Below are 17,076 nucleotides of genomic sequence, written 5' to 3'. Positions count from 1 at the left end.
GCTGCAACACTTGCCTCAGCGAGCCAACCTCAAAGAACTAAACATTAACCCCCGTTGCACTTCGGTTTGAAACCGCCCAGGTTAGACCGTGGTTGGCACAGCCCGACAATGACCGAGCACCTTCGAGTGCGTCAAAGCGACGGGGAACCGACCAGGGAAACCCATCAGGGACAGCGGCGCAGCCGCAGCGAAAGTCCGAATGTGCGGTTGCAATTCACCCTCCAGTCATCGCGCACTGAAAGCCTGGCAAAACCGGGGGCGTCCATGTACGGCCATTGAGTGAGGGGAAACGAGAGCTTGGCCGATCAAACTGGATGTCGACCGCGACCGGCGGCTCCCTGCCGCTATGTGACGGCTTTTAGCCCCGCGCAATAGCTACTTGTTCAATTTCTCAGCCTCGCTCGGCTCCTCACCGGGGTTATAGCGCGGCGTGGGCTGTGGCAGCAGAAAGAAGGCGACGGACAGCAGTGCGATGGCCACACCGATGCGCCACGCCGCAAGCACGACGGGAACTGCAGCGATCTGGACCAGCGTCGCAACGCCATAGCGGCGCGTCATCTGCTGGAGGAAATAGGGCGCGAGCCGTTCGTCCATCAGCCGGCGGCCTCGCATTGCATAGAACCACGTCGCCATCCAGGTGCAGGCGGTCAGGGCAAGACCGGCAACCAGAGTCGCTGACGCGACGGGCTCGAATTCCGTGCCCAGATGGAAGCACCAGACGCGGATAGGATAAGGAATGACGACGATCGCCAGCAGGAACAGGAGCTTGATCACGCTGAACCAGTGATCACTCCTAGCGTAAATGCGACCCGAATAATGGTGTTGCAGCCAATAGGCCCCGATCACGACATAGCAGAGAACGAGCGCGAGATATTCGCGCCACTGCTCCGCCATGGCCCGTACCAGGTCGCTGTAGCCATGTGTGCCATCTGGAGATCCGGGGACCTTGATCTCGACGATCAGCAGTGTCAGCGCGATTGCGAAAACCGCGTCGCTGAATCCTTCGAGGCGGTCAAGTCCGCGCTCGGCACCATGCGTTTCAGCGGCGGTAGCTTCACGCCCATTACCGAGCATCATGCGAGTCCTTTCGCGCACGCCGAAGCCGCTGCCCGCGGCACAGCACGCGCGATCTATGTTGGACGATCTGAATTGCACCCTGCCTCGGGAAAGTTGCGAAAGGAGCATCGAATTTTCCCGCGACTCAGTATGACGGCTTTTCCAAGCCCGCCTGACGGCCACTATGCTTGCTCTTCGGACACCTCGATAGGTTCAAGTGTCAGACGAAGACGAGCAGCGGTGCGATGGCTCGACAAGCCCGTAAGACTGCTCACTTGCTCTTTCGTCTTGCCTGCGATGATCTGCCGTCGACCGAAGGTGTTTCTGAGTGAGCGCGGGCTCTCGTCGGCCGCCGACAAGTCCGCGAGGCGTAGCGCTATGCGGACACATTTCAGCATCGTATCGGGCTGCATCGGTTTGCCTCTCGCGGTGGCGATGGATAGCCGTCGGGTTGGCGACTGCACCCGCCTACGGACCTCGTGGTAAGTACGCAGCACGTCAGCTGCGAAAGTTTCAATTGGCACCGGCCGTGCAATACGAGGTCCATGCTTCTCAACGAAGACAGTAGGGCGCTCGCCTTGGACATCGAGGTCGTCGACGCATAGCTGCCTGATCGATCCTTCCTTCGCGGCCCGGCGTTTGATCCGGTTTAGCCAACCAAGGCGCTCTTGCCAAGGCTGTTTGCAATCTGCTCGACCGGTAAGCCCGGGCCGAGCAACCCTATCACTGCGCGCTGCGACTTTGTCGGATTTCTATTGAACATCGGTTCGTGGCTTCGACTGCAGGGCTATTGGAACGGCTATGAGCGTACCAAGAACCTTGCGTAGTCAAGTGCCGCGCCCAACGACGATAGATCAGGCGGCGGTCTTAAAGACGGCCATTGTCGCGCGCAGCATTTCGGCCTGATCTTGAAGGGAACCGGCAGCGGCAGCCGCCTGCTCGACCAGCGCCGCGTTCTGCTGCGTGACCTCGTCCATCTGGCTGATCGCCTGATTCACCTGCTCGATGCCGCGACTCTGTTCGTTCGATGCAGAGGCGATCTCGTCCATGATGTCGGTGACCTTCTGGATCGCTGCGCCGATCTTGGTCATCGTCTCTCCGGCTTGCCCGACGAGTGCGGTGCCAGTATGGACGCGCGTACTGGACGCTTCGATCAACTCGCGAACTTCCTTGGCGGCCGAGGAGGAACGTTGCGCGAGACTTCGCACTTCGCCTGCCACGACTGCGAAACCGCGCCCCTGTTCGCCGGCGCGTGCGGCCTCGACCGCAGCGTTGAGCGCCAGGATGTTCGTCTGAAACGCAATGCCCTCGATCATGCCGATGATCTCGCCGATCTTGTGCGAGCTTTGCTCGATCTCTGCCATCGTGCCAACGACGTTCCCGACGATCGTCGCGCCTTCTCGTGCGACGTCGCGCGCACTCCCGGCTAGACCGCTTGCCTGACGCGCGTTTTCCGAGTTGTGCTTCACGGCCGCGGTCAGCTCTTCCATGCTTGCTGCTGTCTCTTCAAGCGATGCTGCCTGCTGCTCAGTGCGCGACGACAAGTCCGTGTTGCCCACAGCGATTTCACGGCTGGCATTCGCGATCGCGTTTGCAGACGCCTTCACACTGTCAACCGCTGACAGCAATTGCATGCGCATGCGGGCCATCGAATACATGAGGCTGGAGCGGTCATTCGCGGCGGTGGCCACGTCGACCGCGAGATTGTTGTCCGCGATTTGATTCGCCACTTCCGCTGCGTAGGCCGGCTCCCCGCCCATCGAACGGAGAATCCCGCGATTCAGGCGCGACACCACGACGCTCAACACGACCGCAATCACCACGAGCACGCCGAGACTCCATTCGAGCGACGTGTAGAACGCGGCGTCGATGTCGTCGATGTAGACACCGGTGACGACTAACCAGTCCCACGGCTGATACATCGACACATAGGACATTTTGGGCAGGATCTCATTGGTGCCGGGTTTCGCGAACGAGTAATACGTGTAGCCGGCGCCCTGGCGCTTGCCTACATCGATAAGGTCGCGATATAGATAGACGCCGTTCGGGTCCTTGAAGTCCATCATCGTCTTGCCAACGAATTCGGGCTTCATCGGATGCACAAGCACCTTCGCCTGCGAATCGAAGACGCTGAAGTAACCGTTGTCACCAAACCGAATATCGCGGATCGCGTTGAGTGCGCCTTGCTTGGCTTGCTCCTGCGTGATCGCGCCAGCGTTGGCCTGCTGTGCGAACTCACGAATGATGCTGTTCGCGACTTCCGTCGCGTGCTTGATGTCTAATTGCGTCTGTTCCGTGCGGATCGAGCGCATACGGAAAGCGTCCGCAACGGAGATTCCTGCGAGGCATACGAGGCTCAGCAGCAGGGGCAGCCAGATTTTTCTGGAGAAGGTCATGTCGTTGGCGTCGGGGTTCGTTGGTGTAGTTAGGTGGCGGCGCTTTCCATTAGCGCCATTTCTTCGCTCGTCATGAGCTTCTCGATGTCCATCAGGATCAACATATGGGCGTCGATCGTCCCGATGCCAGTGATGTAATCTGTGTTCAGGGTCGAATTGAACTCAGGGGCCGGTCGGATCTGCGCGGGCGTGAGCGTCTGCACGTCCGAGACACCATCAACGACGATGCCGACCACGCGACCAGCCACGTTGAGCACCACGACAACCGTCTGGTCGTCGTAGACGGCGCGCTCCAACTCAAACTTCAGGCGCATATCGGCGATCGGCACGATCACGCCTCGCAGGTTAATGACGCCCTTAATGAACGCGGGCGCGTTCGCCACCCGCGTCACCGAGTCATAGCCGCGGATTTCCTGGACCTTCAGGATGTCAATTCCGTACTGCTCTTGCCCCAGGTTGAAGATGAGGAATTCTTCGCTGCCCGCCTCGGGCGCGCCATGCCGATGTTCGCTGTTCATGTTAGCAAGTGTTGTCTCAGGTTCTGCTTCGGCGCGTGCCATTACTGACCGACGCCGTTACCTGCAAGACAACGGCACGATGGAAAAAAACTGAACAGAATTTGGTAGAGCTTTTGGACCGATTTTGTCGAGCTCTGACAAATTTGCCGAATCTGTTGCCCGCCTGCTCGAAGCTCTTCTTCTTTCTGAATCGTTATTTAACTCTGCCGCTGATCAACACTGGACTTCCATTAGAGAAGCGGCAGGGCGTCATCGCAATGTGGATGTGACAGCCTGCAAATATTACCTATTCGCGGGCAGAATAGTCCTTATTGCTGTAAAGCTTTCGAAATCTGAGCCGTCAGAGTGAAAGGAAGGTGACAGGTAGTGCGTTTCGGTGTCTCAGGCGCCCCTTGCGAAACCGATGCAACCGGCGACCGGCTGCTCAGCAGCAGAGTTCGGTGCCGCGCCTTCCGCAATCAAATCTAACAACGGTCTCGGATCCCTCATGAACCTCCACAATCTAAAGGTCGGCGCCCGGCTGACTATCGGCTTTGGTATCGTCGTTGCCTTGCTTCTCGTGATCGCGGCGATCAACTTCGTCAGCATGCGCGGCCTGAACGGCGAAATCACGCTGATCACCGATGACAGATTGATCAAGGCTGCCGAAGTGAGCAAAGCAAAAGACGCCGCGAGCCGAACCGTGTTGCTCCTGCAGCGCGCCGCAATCACCGGACGGACGGAGGATATCGAAACAATGAAGGCCGGTGTGCTCGAAGCTTCCAATGCGACCTCGCAGCGCCTCGAACGAGTCAATCGCATGATCACGTCACCACGAGGCCGGGAAATGTTCAATGCGCTTGTCGAAGCTCGAGGTCGCAACACCGCTGCCCGCAACGAGACAATCACTCTCCTCACGAAGGGCAACATTGAAGAGGCTCGCGCGCACATTACGGGACCTGTGGCTGACGCTCAGGCAAAATATTTTGCCGCGCTGGACGCTCTCCTTGCCTACCAGTTAGAGCTCGTCGATGAATCCGCCAAGGAGGCCCATACCACCTACGATCGCGCGGTGGCGCTCTCGTTTGGGGCGACGATTGCGGCTGTACTCATCGCTATCGCGGCCATGCTGGTCATCACTCGTTCGGTGACAAAGCCCCTGGGCAGCGTGCTCGAGGCGATGAAGGCATTGGAGCGGGGCGACCTCACGCACCGCGTGCACGCAGACGGCCGCGATGAACTCGCGACGTTGATGCTGGCCGTACAGGCAGCGTTCGCGAAACTGTCCACGCTCGCTAACGGAATCAAAGAGTCGGTGGATGTAATTCGAACCGCATCGGGCGAGATCGCCGCCGGGAGCACGGATTTGTCGTCGCGCACGGAGCAGCAGGCTGCCTCGTTGGAGCAAACGGCAGCGAGCATGGAAGAGCTGACCGCGACCGTCAAGCAGAATGCCGAGAATGCGACGCAGGGCAGCGGGCTCGCCGACAACGCGAGCGCGGTGGCGAACGAGGGCAGCGCGATCGTCGGACAGGTCGTCGAGACGATGGCAGGCATCGAACAGAGTTCGGCGAAGATCGCCGAGATCATTGGCATGATCGAAAGCATCGCCTTCCAGACGAACATCCTTGCGCTCAACGCCGCCGTGGAAGCCGCGCGAGCGGGCGAACAGGGGCGTGGCTTCGCGGTGGTAGCGACCGAGGTTCGCAGCCTTGCGCAGCGTTCATCGGCTGCGGCGAAGGAGATCAGGGAGTTGATCGAGACGTCTGGCGGCCGCGTTCAGGCGGGAACGGAGCTGGTCGCGCGGGCAGGCGAAACGATGCAGCGCGTCGGCACCGCGATTCAGCGTGTTACCGACATAATGGGCGAGATCGCCTCGGCTTCAAACGAACAAAGCCGTGGCATCGAGCAAGTGAATCAGGCTATCTCGCAGATGGACGAGGTGACCCAGCAGAACGCCGCGCTCGTAGAGGAGGCCGCGGCCGCGGCAGGTTCGATGGAGGACCAAGCGAAGCAACTGACGGCAGCCGTCGGCGTGTTTCGCACCGGTCAGACGCTCGTCGTCCAGTCTGTCAGTCACCGTGCTCCTCGGACTTCGCAACCCGCGTTCGCCAAGAAAGGCGGTGCACAGACGCGTGCGCCAAAGCAGACGGATATGCCGAAGCCAGCAGCAGTTGCGGCAGTGGCAGACGGCGACTGGTCGACCTTCTAAGCGTGGCGGGAAGCCCGGTTTTGATTATGAACGCACTGCGCTCTATGACGGACAGAACGTCACCGGTGCCGGTTGCCGACGTTACGAACCGAAAACGATTGGTTCGCACGCGGGTGGGAGACGTGGTCATCTAACTGCACGAGCTTGACCGCCGACTTACGGATTTAAAGAGCGGGGCGTTTTGAGCCGATGTGAGCTGCCCGCCTGCCTACGCAGAAGCCACGGCAGGCCGTGACATCGAGCCCGCCTGATCGAATGACGGGCCGCAGATCGTTATTCTTCTCGTAGGCGCCACCCCTTATTGGGCGAACCATCGACCGACTTGTCAAAGCCAGTCTCTAACACCCAAATCCACTTTGGCCGCGAGGGGCGTTCGTCCGGTGCAGCTTCGAGCCGTTCCACGAAGGCCATGACCTGTTCGGCGTTAGCAAAGAAGCGAATATCGCCGATTACCAAGTTATATAGCGGCATCGACGCATCAACGACGAACAGTGTGAGCTTTCTTCCCGCATTAAGCTGCCACACGGCGCTGCTTCCGCCGCCGTACGGAAAACGTCGCGGCGCTTCAATACCAGATACCGGTTTCATACCGTCGCCTCGCGAGTTACGTGCTGCTCAATATCATGGTTGTTGTTCGTCATTTAGCGGCACCCTGTGTCATCTAAAGAGTCGTTGTCAGCACTCCTTTATCGGCAACTGTTCGCGCTTTTTTATGGTGGTTCACGCGGGACGTGAGCTTCGCCGCGGAAGATCGTCAATGAGCAGACGACGATCTAGTCGGTCGAGGGCTCCGACATGAGCACCTCCTCGGCGTCGGCTAGCAGGATGCGGGCGTACTCGGAGACGAGGATATCGTCACTGTGGTCCGCGTGCCCGAGAACCACAGGATGAAGGCGTCGTGCCTCTGCAGCGAAAGCAGCGACGGCGGGCGTGGTTCGGGAACTGCAATGATGTGGTAGATGCTCGAGGTTCGGTTGCCAACGATGCGTGCACCCGTGGAATCAATTTCTACCTGCGCCTGGTGGATAAGCGCCTGGTCGCGCGACAGTGCCCGGCGCGCTGGAATTAGTCGCGGACGCGCGGCTAAGAAGCCTTAACAAAATGAACAGAGGGGCTGTTAACGCTCGATGAATCCTGCTAACCTTTTCATTGCTTCGGCGATGAAAAGGACATGGCTAAACCGATACTTGACGACGAACTCTGGGCGGATTCCTGGACATCGCGTGGGTCTGACGAGCGATCGGTCCATGCGATGACTCTCGGAACCGCGCTTTGCAACGTCGCCGACAGCGTGGAAGTGACCATTTCTTTGATGCGCTACAGGAGGCCGAAACGGACAACTGACCTGTCAACGCGAGTTGGCGGAACGAACATTGCGGTTCGTCGAGAGCCGTCCGTCGACCCCTGTGCTGAACGGCCGACAAGGGTTGCGAACGACACCGCTCGTGGGGTAGGGCGATCCCGCTCGACTTCGCGTCTGTTCGGAAGTGACCGGCGCGATTCCATACGGTGAAGTTCTCGGCAAAGCCTGCCTGCCGTCGCTGACCGTCGAACGAAGGCGGGCGCTTCAGCGAACCAACTTTCTCCTGCGCGCGATCGATCTCACGATCAGCAGACCGCCGAACATCACCGCAAGCGACATCAGCGTCGTCACCGTGCCGAGCGCGTAAATGACGGGCGTCGTCACCGATGTCGTCAAGCCCTGCAATTCGAGCGGCAGCGTGTTCTGATCGCCGATCGCCTGCGAGGTTCGCGCGATTTCATCCCACGAGAGCGTGAAGCCAAACATGCCGACGCCGATCACGGAAGGCCCGATGATCGGCAGCACCACATGTCTGAACGACTGCCACGGCGAAGCGCCGAGATCGCGCGCCGCTTCCTCGTACGCCGGATTGAAACGGTTGAACACGGCGAACATCACGAGCAGGCCGAACGGCAGCGTCCATGTGAGATGCGCCCCGAGCGCCGAGGTGAAGAGGCCCATCGACGTAGTCCAGCTATCCGCGAACGACTGGAAACCCCATTCGTTCGCCAGATACTTGATCAGCGTATCGAGCAGGCGAAAGGTGAGGCCAATGCCGAGCGAAACGATGATCGACGGCATGATAAGGCTCGCCACGGAAACATAGAACACCGCGCTATCGCCGCGAAACGCCGCCTGAACGCAAGGCCCGCGCTCAGAGAGAACAGGACGGTTAGCACCGTCACTGCGAGTGCGAGCTTCACGGAGCGTGCGAACGCGGCCCAGATGTCGATATCACCGACCCCGTCGCGCAAGGCGGAGAACCAGTGCAGCGAGACGCCGCGCATCGGAAAAGTGAGGCCGCCCTCGGGGCCCTGAAACGACAGAATGAAGATCGTGATGACCGGCCCATACAGGAACAGCACGAACAGTCCGAACACGAGCGCGAGCCAGTAGAAGCTCGCGGGGCGATGTTCCCGATGCGCAATTGCACCCGCCATGTCACAACTCCTTTCTGATATCGACAACGCGCGTCAGCGCCCATACGATCATCAGCACGACTGCGAGCAGGATGATCGCGTTGGCCGCCGCGGCGGGAAACTGCAGGTACCCGGTTTGCACCTGAATGATCTTGCCCACCGAGGCAATTTGCTGTCCGCCCATCACCCCGACGGTGAGGAAGTCGCCCATCACGATCGTGACGACGAAGATCGACCCGATCACGATGCCCGTCTTCGATAGCGGCAGCACCACGTCGCGGATGACCTGCCAGCCGCTTGCACCGGCGTCGCGCGCCGCTTCGAGCAGAGCACGGTCGATACGCATCATCGCATTGAAAATCGGCACGATCATGAAGAACGTGTAGAGATGTACGAACGCGAGGACGACCGAAAAGTTCGAGTATAGGAGCCATTCGACCGGCCGATCCACGAGATGCGCCGACATTAGCGCCTGATTCACCAGTCCGTTACGCCCGAGCAGGGGAATCCACGAGATCATGCGGATTACGTTCGACGTCCAGAACGGAATCGTGCAGACGAGAAACAACACGGTCTGCATAGAGGTCGTTCGAATGTGAAAGGCGAGAAAGTACGCGATCGTGAAGCCGAGCACGAGCGTCACGCCCCACACGATCGCGCAGAACCTGAGTGTCGACCAGTAGGTCTTGAAGGTTACGCAGACGTCCGTGAAAGAACCGCAGCCGTCGAAGATCGCCGCGTAGTTCTTGAGCGTGAAGGCAGGGATGATCTGATATTCGTTGAAGTCCCAGAAGCTCACGATCAGCGTGATCAAGAGTGGCACGATGAAGAACAGCAGGAAGGTCAATGTAAGCGGCGTCGCTTGCAGCCACGCGCTCACGCGACGGTGACGCACCGGAGCGTGCTTCGCCTGCTGGAGATATTCGATCGAAGCCATCGTGTGCGGCGCCCCTTATGCAGCGATGAACTCGTTCCATTTCTGGACCATGTAGATGTTCTCGTCCATCACCGCGTTCCAGCAGGCGATCGCGCCCATGCGCTGGTTGTAAGAGCCGCCGTCGCGCACGGTGCCAGCCTTCTCCAGCAACTGGCCGTCGGGTGCCTTGATGTCCTGTGCCGCGGGTTTGCCTTCCATCCAGTAGTCCCACTCGTAGGCCTGCATGTGCGACTTGGCCGTTTCGGTCACACCGGGGTAGTAACCCTGGCGCATCAGATACGCGCCCGCCCAGCCATCCTGGAACCAGTTGACGAATTCGTACGCCGCATCCAGCTTTTTGCCCTGCAGCGAGCGCGGAAAACCGAAGCCTGAGGCCCACGAGCGATAGCCTTCCTTGAGCGGCTGGAACTTGCACGCGACGCCCATCGTGCGGACCTTCGTGACGGCGGGCGACCACATCGACTGGATCACCACTTCGCCCGAGGCCATTAGGTTCACGCTCTCGTTGAAGTCGCGCCAGAACGCGCGGAACTGTCCGGCGCGTTTCGCTTCGATCAGCACCTTGATCGTCTGGTCGATCTCCGCCTTCGTCATGTTCCCCTTGTCGCCATACTTCACCTGACCCGTTGCCTCGATCGCCATGGCCGCATCCATGATGCCGATGGCCGGAATGTTGAGCAGCGCCGCCTTACCCTTGAACTGCGGGTTGAGGAGGTCGGCCCATGTCGTCACGGGCCGCGCGATCAGGTCCGGGCGGATGCCGAGCGTATCCGCGTTGTACGTCGTGGGGATGAGCGTCATCCATTCGGTGGGCGTCGCGCTGAACTCGGTCGAGCGCGCGCCCTTGAGAAACATGACCTTCTTTGGCGCGGTGCCCTGATCGCCTATCTTCTTGCCGTCCACCTCGCCTTTGGTCAGGACGGGCGTGATTTTGTCAGCGAGCTTGATGCGCTTCGCGTCCATGCCCGTGAGCGTGCCCGCCGGAATCAGCTTCTTGAGCGAGAAGTATTCGGTGTCGACGATATCGAAGGAATTCGGCTGTGTGATGATGCGCTTGGTCACATCGTCGGTCGTGACGGGAATGTATTGAATCTCGATTCCCGTATCTTCCTTGAACTTCTTCGCGATATCGGCGCTCTGGTTCACCGCGGTGCCGAGATAGCGCAATGTGATTTTCTCCTGCGCGTGCACGTAGGGAAACCCGGCGATGCCGGCCGCCGCCACCGCACCTTTGATGAAAACACGGCGTGATATACCGGCGTTCGTGGTGTCTGTGTCCGGTGCGTTGGCTTGTTCGTCGTTCATGGAGCCTCCTCGAAATTGAAGTTGTGATTGCCCTGGTTTAAGCGGCGAGCGGATGCGCGTTCTGTTCGTCCCACCACACCGTCACGCGCGCGCCGGGGCCGGCGCGTTGCGGGTCGTAGTCGGCGTCACTGATCATCGAGACGAGCTCGGCTGAACCGTCGACCGGATCGAGCGTCATGCGCAGATGCGTGCCCTGATACTCGGCTTCGCGGACCGTGCATACGAGTCCGCCGATGCGCAGAAGACCGCTGTCGCCGGCGCTCGTGCCGGGCGCGACGCCCTGCGGCGCGATGCGCAGATGATCCGCGCGCACCGTGAAAAGCCGCCCGTTCGAACCGAGCACGTTGTGACCGCCCAGAAAGCGCGCGACGAATTCCGTGCGCGGCCGATTGAATACGTCGAAAGGTGTGCCGCTCTGCTCGATATGACCGTGACTCATCACGACGACAAGATCCGCGAGCGCCATCGCTTCTTCCTGCGAATGCGTGACGTGCACGAAGGTAATGCCGAGCTCCTTCTGCCAGCGCTTGAGTTCGGCGCGCATCTGAACGCGCAGGAACGGATCGAGCGCAGAGAGCGGCTCGTCGAGCAGCAGGCAGCGCGGCTCGTTGAGCAGGGCGCGCGCAAGCGCGACGCGCTGCTGCTGTCCTCCTGACAACTGCGCAGGCTTGCGGTTCGCGTAAGACGACATCGCGACGAGTTCGAGCAGCTCGCCCGCACGCTTCCTGCGCGCTTCTTTCGCTACACCGCGCACCTTGAGGCTGAACGCGACGTTGTCGAGCGCCGAAAGATGCGGGAAGAGCGCGTAGCTCTGGAACACCATGGCCGTGCCGCGCGCGACCGGTCGCTCGCGCGTGACGTTGCGCCCGCCAATCAGCACATCGCCTTCGGATACCCACTCGTGGCCCGCGATCATGCGCAGGGTCGACGTCTTGCCGCAGCCGGAGGGCCCGAGCAGGCAGCAATACGCACCGCCGGGGATGCGCAGATCGATCGCGTCGACGGCCGGCGCATCGCCATAGCGCTTCGAAACATGCACGAGCTCAATATCGGCCGGACTCGCTCGAACCACTGTCGATGCCGTTTGAACCATGAAGGCCTGTCCTGTTAAGAAAGCTGATCGAATAGAGCGGCCAAGCAATTGCAAGACATATGCCACTCGTGCCCTGCCGGGCATTCGAGGCAGCGTCCAGGAAGGCTGCGCGGTGCGCTGACAGTCGGTGCCGACGAAGTGGCGCGCATATTGCACACGATTCCGCGTCTCGATCGTCAGCACCTTGAAGCGGCTTACGTGTGCAATCGAGGTGCGGATCGCGTTCGCCGTGGGGCATCACTTAACCAAACCGGTTCATCACAATCGACAATGAATGACTTCGGTCCGCTGAAGACACATGGACGCTTCGACTATCGTCCGATCCACGAAAGCGATGGTTATCGCTGGCCGAACGGCACGAGCCTCGCGGTCTATCTCGGTTTCAACCTGGAACATTTCGCGTTCGGCGAGGGACTGGGCGCGGCGCTCGGCCCGCCATCGCCGAATCCAGACGTGCTCAATTACAGCTGGCGCGAATACGGCAATCGCGTGGGTGCCTGGCGCTGCATCGAACTGTTCGATGCACTCAATCTGCCTGCGGGAACGCTCATCAATACCTCGCTCTACGATCATTGTCCCCAACTCGTCGAGGCGTGTGCCGCGCGTGGCGACGAACTCATCGGACACGGCCACACGAACGCGCGGCGCCAGAGCGATCTCGACGAAGACGGCGAACGCGCGCTACTGGTGCATTGCCGCTCGCGCATCCTCGAAGGTTCCGGCGCTGCGCCTTCGGGATGGCTCTCGCCGTGGATCTCCGAATCGCATCGCACGCCGGACCTTCTCGCGGAGACGGGCTTTCGTTACACGCTTAACTGGTGTCACGACGACCGGCCCGTGCGAATGAACACGCGTAGCGGCCCGCTTTGGTCGATTCCCTATCCGCAGGAATTGAACGACCTCCCGATGATCATGGCGCGTCACATGGACATGCGCGATTTCGCGGACATGATCATCGATCAATTCGACGAAATGCTCGAACAGACGCTGCGCGCGCGCGCGCCGGAGGCGCTCGTGATGGGCATTGCGCTGCATCCGTATATCGTCGGGCAGCCATACCGGTTGCGGCATTTGCGGCGCGCACTCGCGCATATCGCGGCGGCGCGCGAAAACATCTGGCTGACGACGCCCGGCGCAATCGCGCGTCATGCCGACGAAGCCGTGCCGGTGTCGGCGCAGGCCGCATGAGCAGCGCGAAGGAGAGCGCGGACGCGCGCATCTATCGGTCGATCTTCGAAGGCGTGCTCAATCGCAGGCTTACGCCCGGCACGAAACTGCCGGAGCCCGAGCTATGCGCGGTTTTCGGAGTGAGTCGCGCGGTCGTGCGGCGCGCGCTCGAAAAGCTCGCGTACGACGGCATCGTCATGCTGCGTCCGAACAAGGGCGCCGTGATCGCGCAGCCGACCCGCGAAGAGACGCGCACGACCTTCGAGGCGCGTCGCGCGGTCGAGCGCGCGCTCGTCGAACTCGCGTCCGAGCGCGCGAGCGCGGCCGATATCGCCGCGTTGCGCGAACAGCTCGACCAAGAGCACCAGGCGATGCATCGCTTCGATCAGCCGTCGTGGGCGCGGCTTGCGAGCGCCTTTCATCTGCGTATAGCGGCACTCGCGCGCAATGCGATTCTCGAACACTATCTCAGCGAACTTATCTCTCGCTGCTCGCTGATCGTCGGCGCTTACGAACCGGTCGGCAATGCGCCATGCGAGCACGAGGAGCACACTGTTATCCTCGATAGTATCGAGGCGCGCGATGCCGCGGGCGCTATTGCGCACATGATGACGCATCTGCATAGCCTGGAGGCTCGAATCGAGACATCGCGCATGCCGGGCGCCAATGGGCTCGCGCATCTGCTCGGAATCGAACCCGCGCAACGAACTGCAATGGAGTGACATGGAAATCGATTTCGAAGCGATTACCGAGTACCAGCGTTACAAGCTGATGGCGAGCCTCATCGTGCCGCGGCCCATTGCGCTCGTCACCACGCTTGGCGTGGACGGCACCGTGAACGCTGCGCCGTTCTCGATGTTCAACATGCTGGGCGAAGAGCCGCCCATCGTCATGATCAGCATCAACCGGCTGGCAGACGGCACGTTGAAGGACACCGCAGTGAACATCCCGCGTGAGAAGGAGTTCGTCGTGCATATCGCCGATGAAGCTATCGCGCGGCAGATGCATCGCTGTGGCGAACGTTTCGCGGCGGACGTGTCGGAACTCGACCAGGTGGGTTTGAGGACGCTTGCTTCGACGCGTGTGATGCCGCCGCGCATTGCCGAGGCGCCCGTCGCGTTCGAGTGCGCGCTGTGGGAGACGCTCGAGACGGCGAGCCGCCACATCTTTATCGGCCGCGTGCTGATGCTGCACGCGCGTGATGACCTCATCGATATCGGTACGTGGCGCGTCCGTCTCGAGCATTACTTTCCGGTAGGCCGCTTCGGCGCGAGCGATTACGTGACAACGCGAGACCGCTTTCGGATGTGAGCGGGCGTGGCTATGCGCTGGAGCCGGGGGGGCGACGATCCGCGCAGCAACGCAAGCGTCTCGCGCGTCGTCAATCCGCCGAATTCCGGCGCTCCGGTGCCGGGCGTGAAGACGGGATCGAGAGCATCGACATCAAGCGAAAGATAGACGGGTGCATCGCCCGCCACACATCGCGCTTCTGCAACGATCGCCGCCGGCCCGCTTTCCTCGGCCGGTGTCATCTCAGCCTACAAACAGAACACCTGGCTTGGGGACGCGGAAGCATTCATCAACTCGGGGTACGAATCGACGCTTGTTCCCGCGGTATGCATTACTACTTTAATATCTGCTCTCTTTGCTGGCGTACGTGGCGGCGTTTTTTTTGCATGGTTTGAACGCTTTCTCCCAGGCATCCTGTCTCGCCTCTGTCGATGTTCGATTCTTTTTTATGAGACAATTAATTAGGTGTGGAAATTGACTAAAAGGGTTGTTGAGTGTCGAACGGACGAGTATCGAGATGGTTGGAGGAGCACTGTGCGGCTGTTCCGGGTCTTTCCATCCTCGAAGCGATCGCAGACAAGCGTCCAGTATTCGGTTCCCGTGCTATTTTCGGCGGCGTCCGCGGCGGAACATGCTGCCTACGTCTGCGCTCGTCGGCTTAGGTCCAGTTAAGTCCCGCGCCGTTCCAGGGCTTTAAGCAGCAGGTCGATATCAACTGGCTTTACAAGGTGGGCATCAATCTCTGCTTCTCGGGATCTGCGAAGGTCATCTTCCTGCCCCCAGCCGGTGATAGCAATTATCGTCGGGAAGAAGGTATTCGCGGCGCGAATATGCCGCGCGAGTTCGTAGCCATTCATTGTCGGCATGCTGATATCCATCAATATCGCGTCTGCTTGCAAGGTTTCCAACCCTTGCAGCGCTTCTGGTCCATCTTGCGCCGTCCTGGTTTCAGCACCCATCATAGCAAGGAGAATGGCAAGGCTTTCTGCCGCATCGACGTTATCGTCGACGACGAGGATCTTCCTGCCGGCGAGGAGAGGATGCCGAGACGGGGCGTCGTCCGTGGCGGTTGTCCCCGGGTCCGCGTTCGCATTGCTAAGCGGTAGCCGGACCGTAAATTCGCTACCGCGACCTGCTCCATCGCTGAATGCTGCAACACTGCCGCCATGCATTCGGATAAGGCTTTGGACAAGCGTCAATCCGATGCCCAATCCACCTTGTGCGCGATGACGAACATCCTCGACCTGACGGAACATCTCGAAGATGCTTGGCAGCATTTCCGGGGAAATTCCGATGCCGTTATCGTGCACCGTATCGACAGCATGCGTTTCCTCACGGGTAGCAGTAAGCTCTATGTGGTCGCCCCGATTCGTGTACTTGGCAGCGTTATTGAGTAAATTTGCGAATGACTGTGTAAGTCGGACGGGGTCGCCGAAAATTGTTAGCTTTTCCGAAGGAAAGTTAGCGGTGAGCTGGTGCTGTCCCCCATCAATGACCGGGCGGCTCGTTTCGATGGCATTGGTTAGGATATTGGATAGATCAAGACTTTCTCTGCGTAGTTCAATCTTGCCGCTCGTGATGCGTGATACTTCAAGTAGATCGTCGACGAGCCGCACTACATGCGAGACCTGGGGGTCGAGCATCTGGCGGACGCGCGCAAGCGTTTCCACGTCACAAGCATGGCTGAGTATGTTTAGACCGTTTCGTATGGGGGACAACGGGTCTCAAAGCTCGTGGGCGAGCACGGCAAGGAACTCGTTCTTGCGATGACCTTCTTCCTTCAGCGCTTGCTCGGCATCTTTGAGGTCGGTTATGTCCTGTACTATCGAACAGGTGCCGAGAAGGCTTCCGGAAGCGTCGTACAGAGGCGCTACGCTAACGCGCATCCAAATCCGACGCCCAAGCACGCCGGTGTAAAGCATTTCTTGGCCTGGCATCACTGTTTCGCCACGCAGGGCACGTGCGCCCGGCCAATCATGAATCGGAATTGGACTTCCATGGGCATCCCATTCATGCCAAAGGCGACTACGCTCCGGGAGCGTTGAAGGAACCGCTGTCGGTATATTGGCGCATTGATGCGTTGGCTAGCGTCCATGGACCGGCCGCGTCGGTCAGGCCAACACCGGCTGGCAATCGATCGATAATAGTCTGCAGGCGCTCCTCGTCGATGCGTCGCGCTAACTCGATAGCATTGAGCTCACGCGTTGCATGCTGTCGCGCCAAGGTGATATCAGTGGTTTCAATCAGCATGCAAAGCACTCCGCCCGCCCCGCCATCACCGCTGCAAACCGGGCTAAGCAATAGCGCGACATGTTCGTCGCGTGTCTCAACGCCGTGCTCCACCGCAAGCTGAACATCGGTGCAGCGCACCTGTCGGCACTGTGTGATGACCTCGGCCAGCGCAGAATGAACGGAATCCCGTGCGGCGCCCCGGAGATCGGGACACGGCTGGCCGATGCACGCCGGCCCGTTTCGCTCAAGGCGGTCGTAAAGCGCTTTGTTGGGCAGAAATAGCGAGTCTGGTCCCAAAGCACGCAGGCCGGAAATGAACAACCGAAACAGGCCATTAAGGACGCTTGCAGGCAGCGGTCCCATTTTTGAATTTCACCCAGTTGCGTCTGGGCCCAATCGACGTCGCCGATATGTTGCGCGCTAGTTTCGCTGCACAGCCATGCAGGCAG

General features: G+C 60.1%; 14 protein-coding genes and 2 pseudogenes. 4 read left to right on the top strand and 12 right to left on the bottom strand.

Annotated features, from left to right (window positions below; all coding sequences use genetic code 11):
- Positions 1–375 precede the first annotated feature (375 nt).
- The 3 genes from AWB76_RS35925 to AWB76_RS35910 all read right to left on the bottom strand — a co-directional run bounded on the left by AWB76_RS35925 (position 376) and on the right by AWB76_RS35910 (position 3,970).
- Positions 376–1,077, bottom strand: a complete 702-nt coding sequence (locus AWB76_RS35925) for a TMEM175 family protein (RefSeq protein ID WP_061164837.1) — start codon at positions 1,075–1,077, stop codon at positions 376–378.
- Positions 1,078–1,910: 833 nt separating this feature from the next.
- Positions 1,911–3,452: a methyl-accepting chemotaxis protein gene (locus AWB76_RS35915; protein ID WP_061164836.1), complete on the bottom strand. Its 1,542-nt coding sequence runs from the start codon at positions 3,450–3,452 to the stop codon at positions 1,911–1,913.
- A gap of 29 nt (positions 3,453–3,481) precedes the next feature.
- On the bottom strand, positions 3,482–3,970 hold the full coding sequence (locus AWB76_RS35910; protein WP_244173623.1) for a chemotaxis protein CheW: 489 nt from the start codon (positions 3,968–3,970) through the stop codon (positions 3,482–3,484).
- 487 nt (positions 3,971–4,457) lie between these two features.
- Here AWB76_RS35910 and AWB76_RS42800 point away from each other — a divergent pair, with 487 nt between their 5' ends.
- Positions 4,458–6,161 (top strand): methyl-accepting chemotaxis protein, encoded by a 1,704-nt coding sequence (locus AWB76_RS42800; protein WP_063936431.1) that lies wholly within the window; start codon positions 4,458–4,460, stop codon positions 6,159–6,161.
- 273 nt (positions 6,162–6,434) lie between these two features.
- On the opposite strand, the gene AWB76_RS35900 is transcribed toward AWB76_RS42800, so the two are convergent.
- The 5 genes and pseudogenes from AWB76_RS35900 to AWB76_RS35880 form a co-directional block, all read right to left on the bottom strand.
- Entirely contained in the window at positions 6,435–6,749 is a 315-nt protein-coding gene (locus tag AWB76_RS35900; RefSeq protein ID WP_061164834.1) for a hypothetical protein, read from the bottom strand.
- Positions 6,750–7,728: 979 nt separating this feature from the next.
- Positions 7,729–8,624 (bottom strand): annotated as a pseudogene (locus tag AWB76_RS35895) (ABC transporter permease).
- 1 nt (position 8,625) lies between these two features.
- The gene (locus tag AWB76_RS35890; protein WP_061164833.1) at positions 8,626–9,540 is read right to left on the bottom strand and encodes an ABC transporter permease; all 915 of its coding nucleotides are present in this window, start codon (positions 9,538–9,540) and stop codon (positions 8,626–8,628) included.
- A 15-nt stretch (positions 9,541–9,555) separates the two neighbouring features.
- Positions 9,556–10,845, bottom strand: coding sequence for an ABC transporter substrate-binding protein (locus AWB76_RS35885; protein WP_061164832.1), 1,290 nt, complete (start codon positions 10,843–10,845; stop codon positions 9,556–9,558).
- Positions 10,846–10,882: 37 nt separating this feature from the next.
- Positions 10,883–11,938 (bottom strand): ABC transporter ATP-binding protein, encoded by a 1,056-nt coding sequence (locus AWB76_RS35880; protein ID WP_061164831.1) that lies wholly within the window; start codon positions 11,936–11,938, stop codon positions 10,883–10,885.
- 270 nt (positions 11,939–12,208) lie between these two features.
- On the opposite strand from AWB76_RS35880, the gene AWB76_RS35875 reads away from it, so the two are divergent.
- Genes AWB76_RS35875 through AWB76_RS35865 form a run of 3 tightly spaced genes read left to right on the top strand, consistent with a single transcriptional unit; the run spans position 12,209 to position 14,416 of the window.
- Positions 12,209–13,126 carry a polysaccharide deacetylase family protein gene (locus tag AWB76_RS35875; RefSeq protein ID WP_061164830.1) on the top strand — a complete coding sequence of 306 codons (918 nt, stop codon included), beginning with the start codon at positions 12,209–12,211 and terminating at the stop codon, positions 13,124–13,126.
- Complete coding sequence (locus AWB76_RS35870; RefSeq protein WP_061164829.1) at positions 13,123–13,827, top strand: GntR family transcriptional regulator; 705 nt, start codon at positions 13,123–13,125, stop codon at positions 13,825–13,827. Before AWB76_RS35875 ends, AWB76_RS35870 begins: the two co-directional genes overlap by 4 nt.
- A gap of 1 nt (position 13,828) precedes the next feature.
- Complete coding sequence (locus AWB76_RS35865) at positions 13,829–14,416, top strand: flavin reductase family protein (protein ID WP_061164828.1); 588 nt, start codon at positions 13,829–13,831, stop codon at positions 14,414–14,416.
- A 38-nt stretch (positions 14,417–14,454) separates the two neighbouring features.
- Here the strand turns inward: AWB76_RS35865 and AWB76_RS39810 are convergent.
- The 4 genes and pseudogenes from AWB76_RS39810 to AWB76_RS35850 all read right to left on the bottom strand — a co-directional run.
- Positions 14,455–14,625, bottom strand: a pseudogene (locus AWB76_RS39810) (arginase family protein); the annotation flags it as partial.
- 438 nt (positions 14,626–15,063) lie between these two features.
- Positions 15,064–16,065, bottom strand: a complete 1,002-nt coding sequence (locus tag AWB76_RS35860) for a hybrid sensor histidine kinase/response regulator (RefSeq protein ID WP_061164827.1) — start codon at positions 16,063–16,065, stop codon at positions 15,064–15,066.
- Between the two features lie 54 nt (positions 16,066–16,119).
- Positions 16,120–16,350 (bottom strand): PAS domain S-box protein, encoded by a 231-nt coding sequence (locus AWB76_RS35855; protein WP_279616473.1) that lies wholly within the window; start codon positions 16,348–16,350, stop codon positions 16,120–16,122.
- A 70-nt stretch (positions 16,351–16,420) separates the two neighbouring features.
- Entirely contained in the window at positions 16,421–16,990 is a 570-nt protein-coding gene (locus AWB76_RS35850) for a PAS domain-containing protein (protein WP_061164825.1), read from the bottom strand.
- Positions 16,991–17,076: the final 86 nt, after the last annotated feature.

This window comes from Caballeronia temeraria (genome assembly GCF_001544795.2).
Taxonomy (GTDB): domain Bacteria; phylum Pseudomonadota; class Gammaproteobacteria; order Burkholderiales; family Burkholderiaceae; genus Caballeronia; species Caballeronia temeraria.
This window is presented reverse-complemented; position numbering and strand designations above follow the sequence as displayed.

Coding starts and splice junctions, on each gene's coding strand:
- AWB76_RS35925 (WP_061164837.1), bottom strand. CDS start 1,077: ATGATGCTCGGTAATGGGCGTGAAGCTACCGCCGCTGAAACGCATGGT.
- AWB76_RS35915 (WP_061164836.1), bottom strand. CDS start 3,452: ATGACCTTCTCCAGAAAAATCTGGCTGCCCCTGCTGCTGAGCCTCGTA.
- AWB76_RS35910 (WP_244173623.1), bottom strand. CDS start 3,970: ATGAACAGCGAACATCGGCATGGCGCGCCCGAGGCGGGCAGCGAAGAA.
- AWB76_RS42800 (WP_063936431.1), top strand. CDS start 4,458: ATGAACCTCCACAATCTAAAGGTCGGCGCCCGGCTGACTATCGGCTTT.
- AWB76_RS35900 (WP_061164834.1), bottom strand. CDS start 6,749: ATGAAACCGGTATCTGGTATTGAAGCGCCGCGACGTTTTCCGTACGGC.
- AWB76_RS35890 (WP_061164833.1), bottom strand. CDS start 9,540: ATGGCTTCGATCGAATATCTCCAGCAGGCGAAGCACGCTCCGGTGCGT.
- AWB76_RS35885 (WP_061164832.1), bottom strand. CDS start 10,845: ATGAACGACGAACAAGCCAACGCACCGGACACAGACACCACGAACGCC.
- AWB76_RS35880 (WP_061164831.1), bottom strand. CDS start 11,938: ATGGTTCAAACGGCATCGACAGTGGTTCGAGCGAGTCCGGCCGATATT.
- AWB76_RS35875 (WP_061164830.1), top strand. CDS start 12,209: ATGAATGACTTCGGTCCGCTGAAGACACATGGACGCTTCGACTATCGT.
- AWB76_RS35870 (WP_061164829.1), top strand. CDS start 13,123: ATGAGCAGCGCGAAGGAGAGCGCGGACGCGCGCATCTATCGGTCGATC.
- AWB76_RS35865 (WP_061164828.1), top strand. CDS start 13,829: ATGGAAATCGATTTCGAAGCGATTACCGAGTACCAGCGTTACAAGCTG.
- AWB76_RS35850 (WP_061164825.1), bottom strand. CDS start 16,990: ATGGGACCGCTGCCTGCAAGCGTCCTTAATGGCCTGTTTCGGTTGTTC.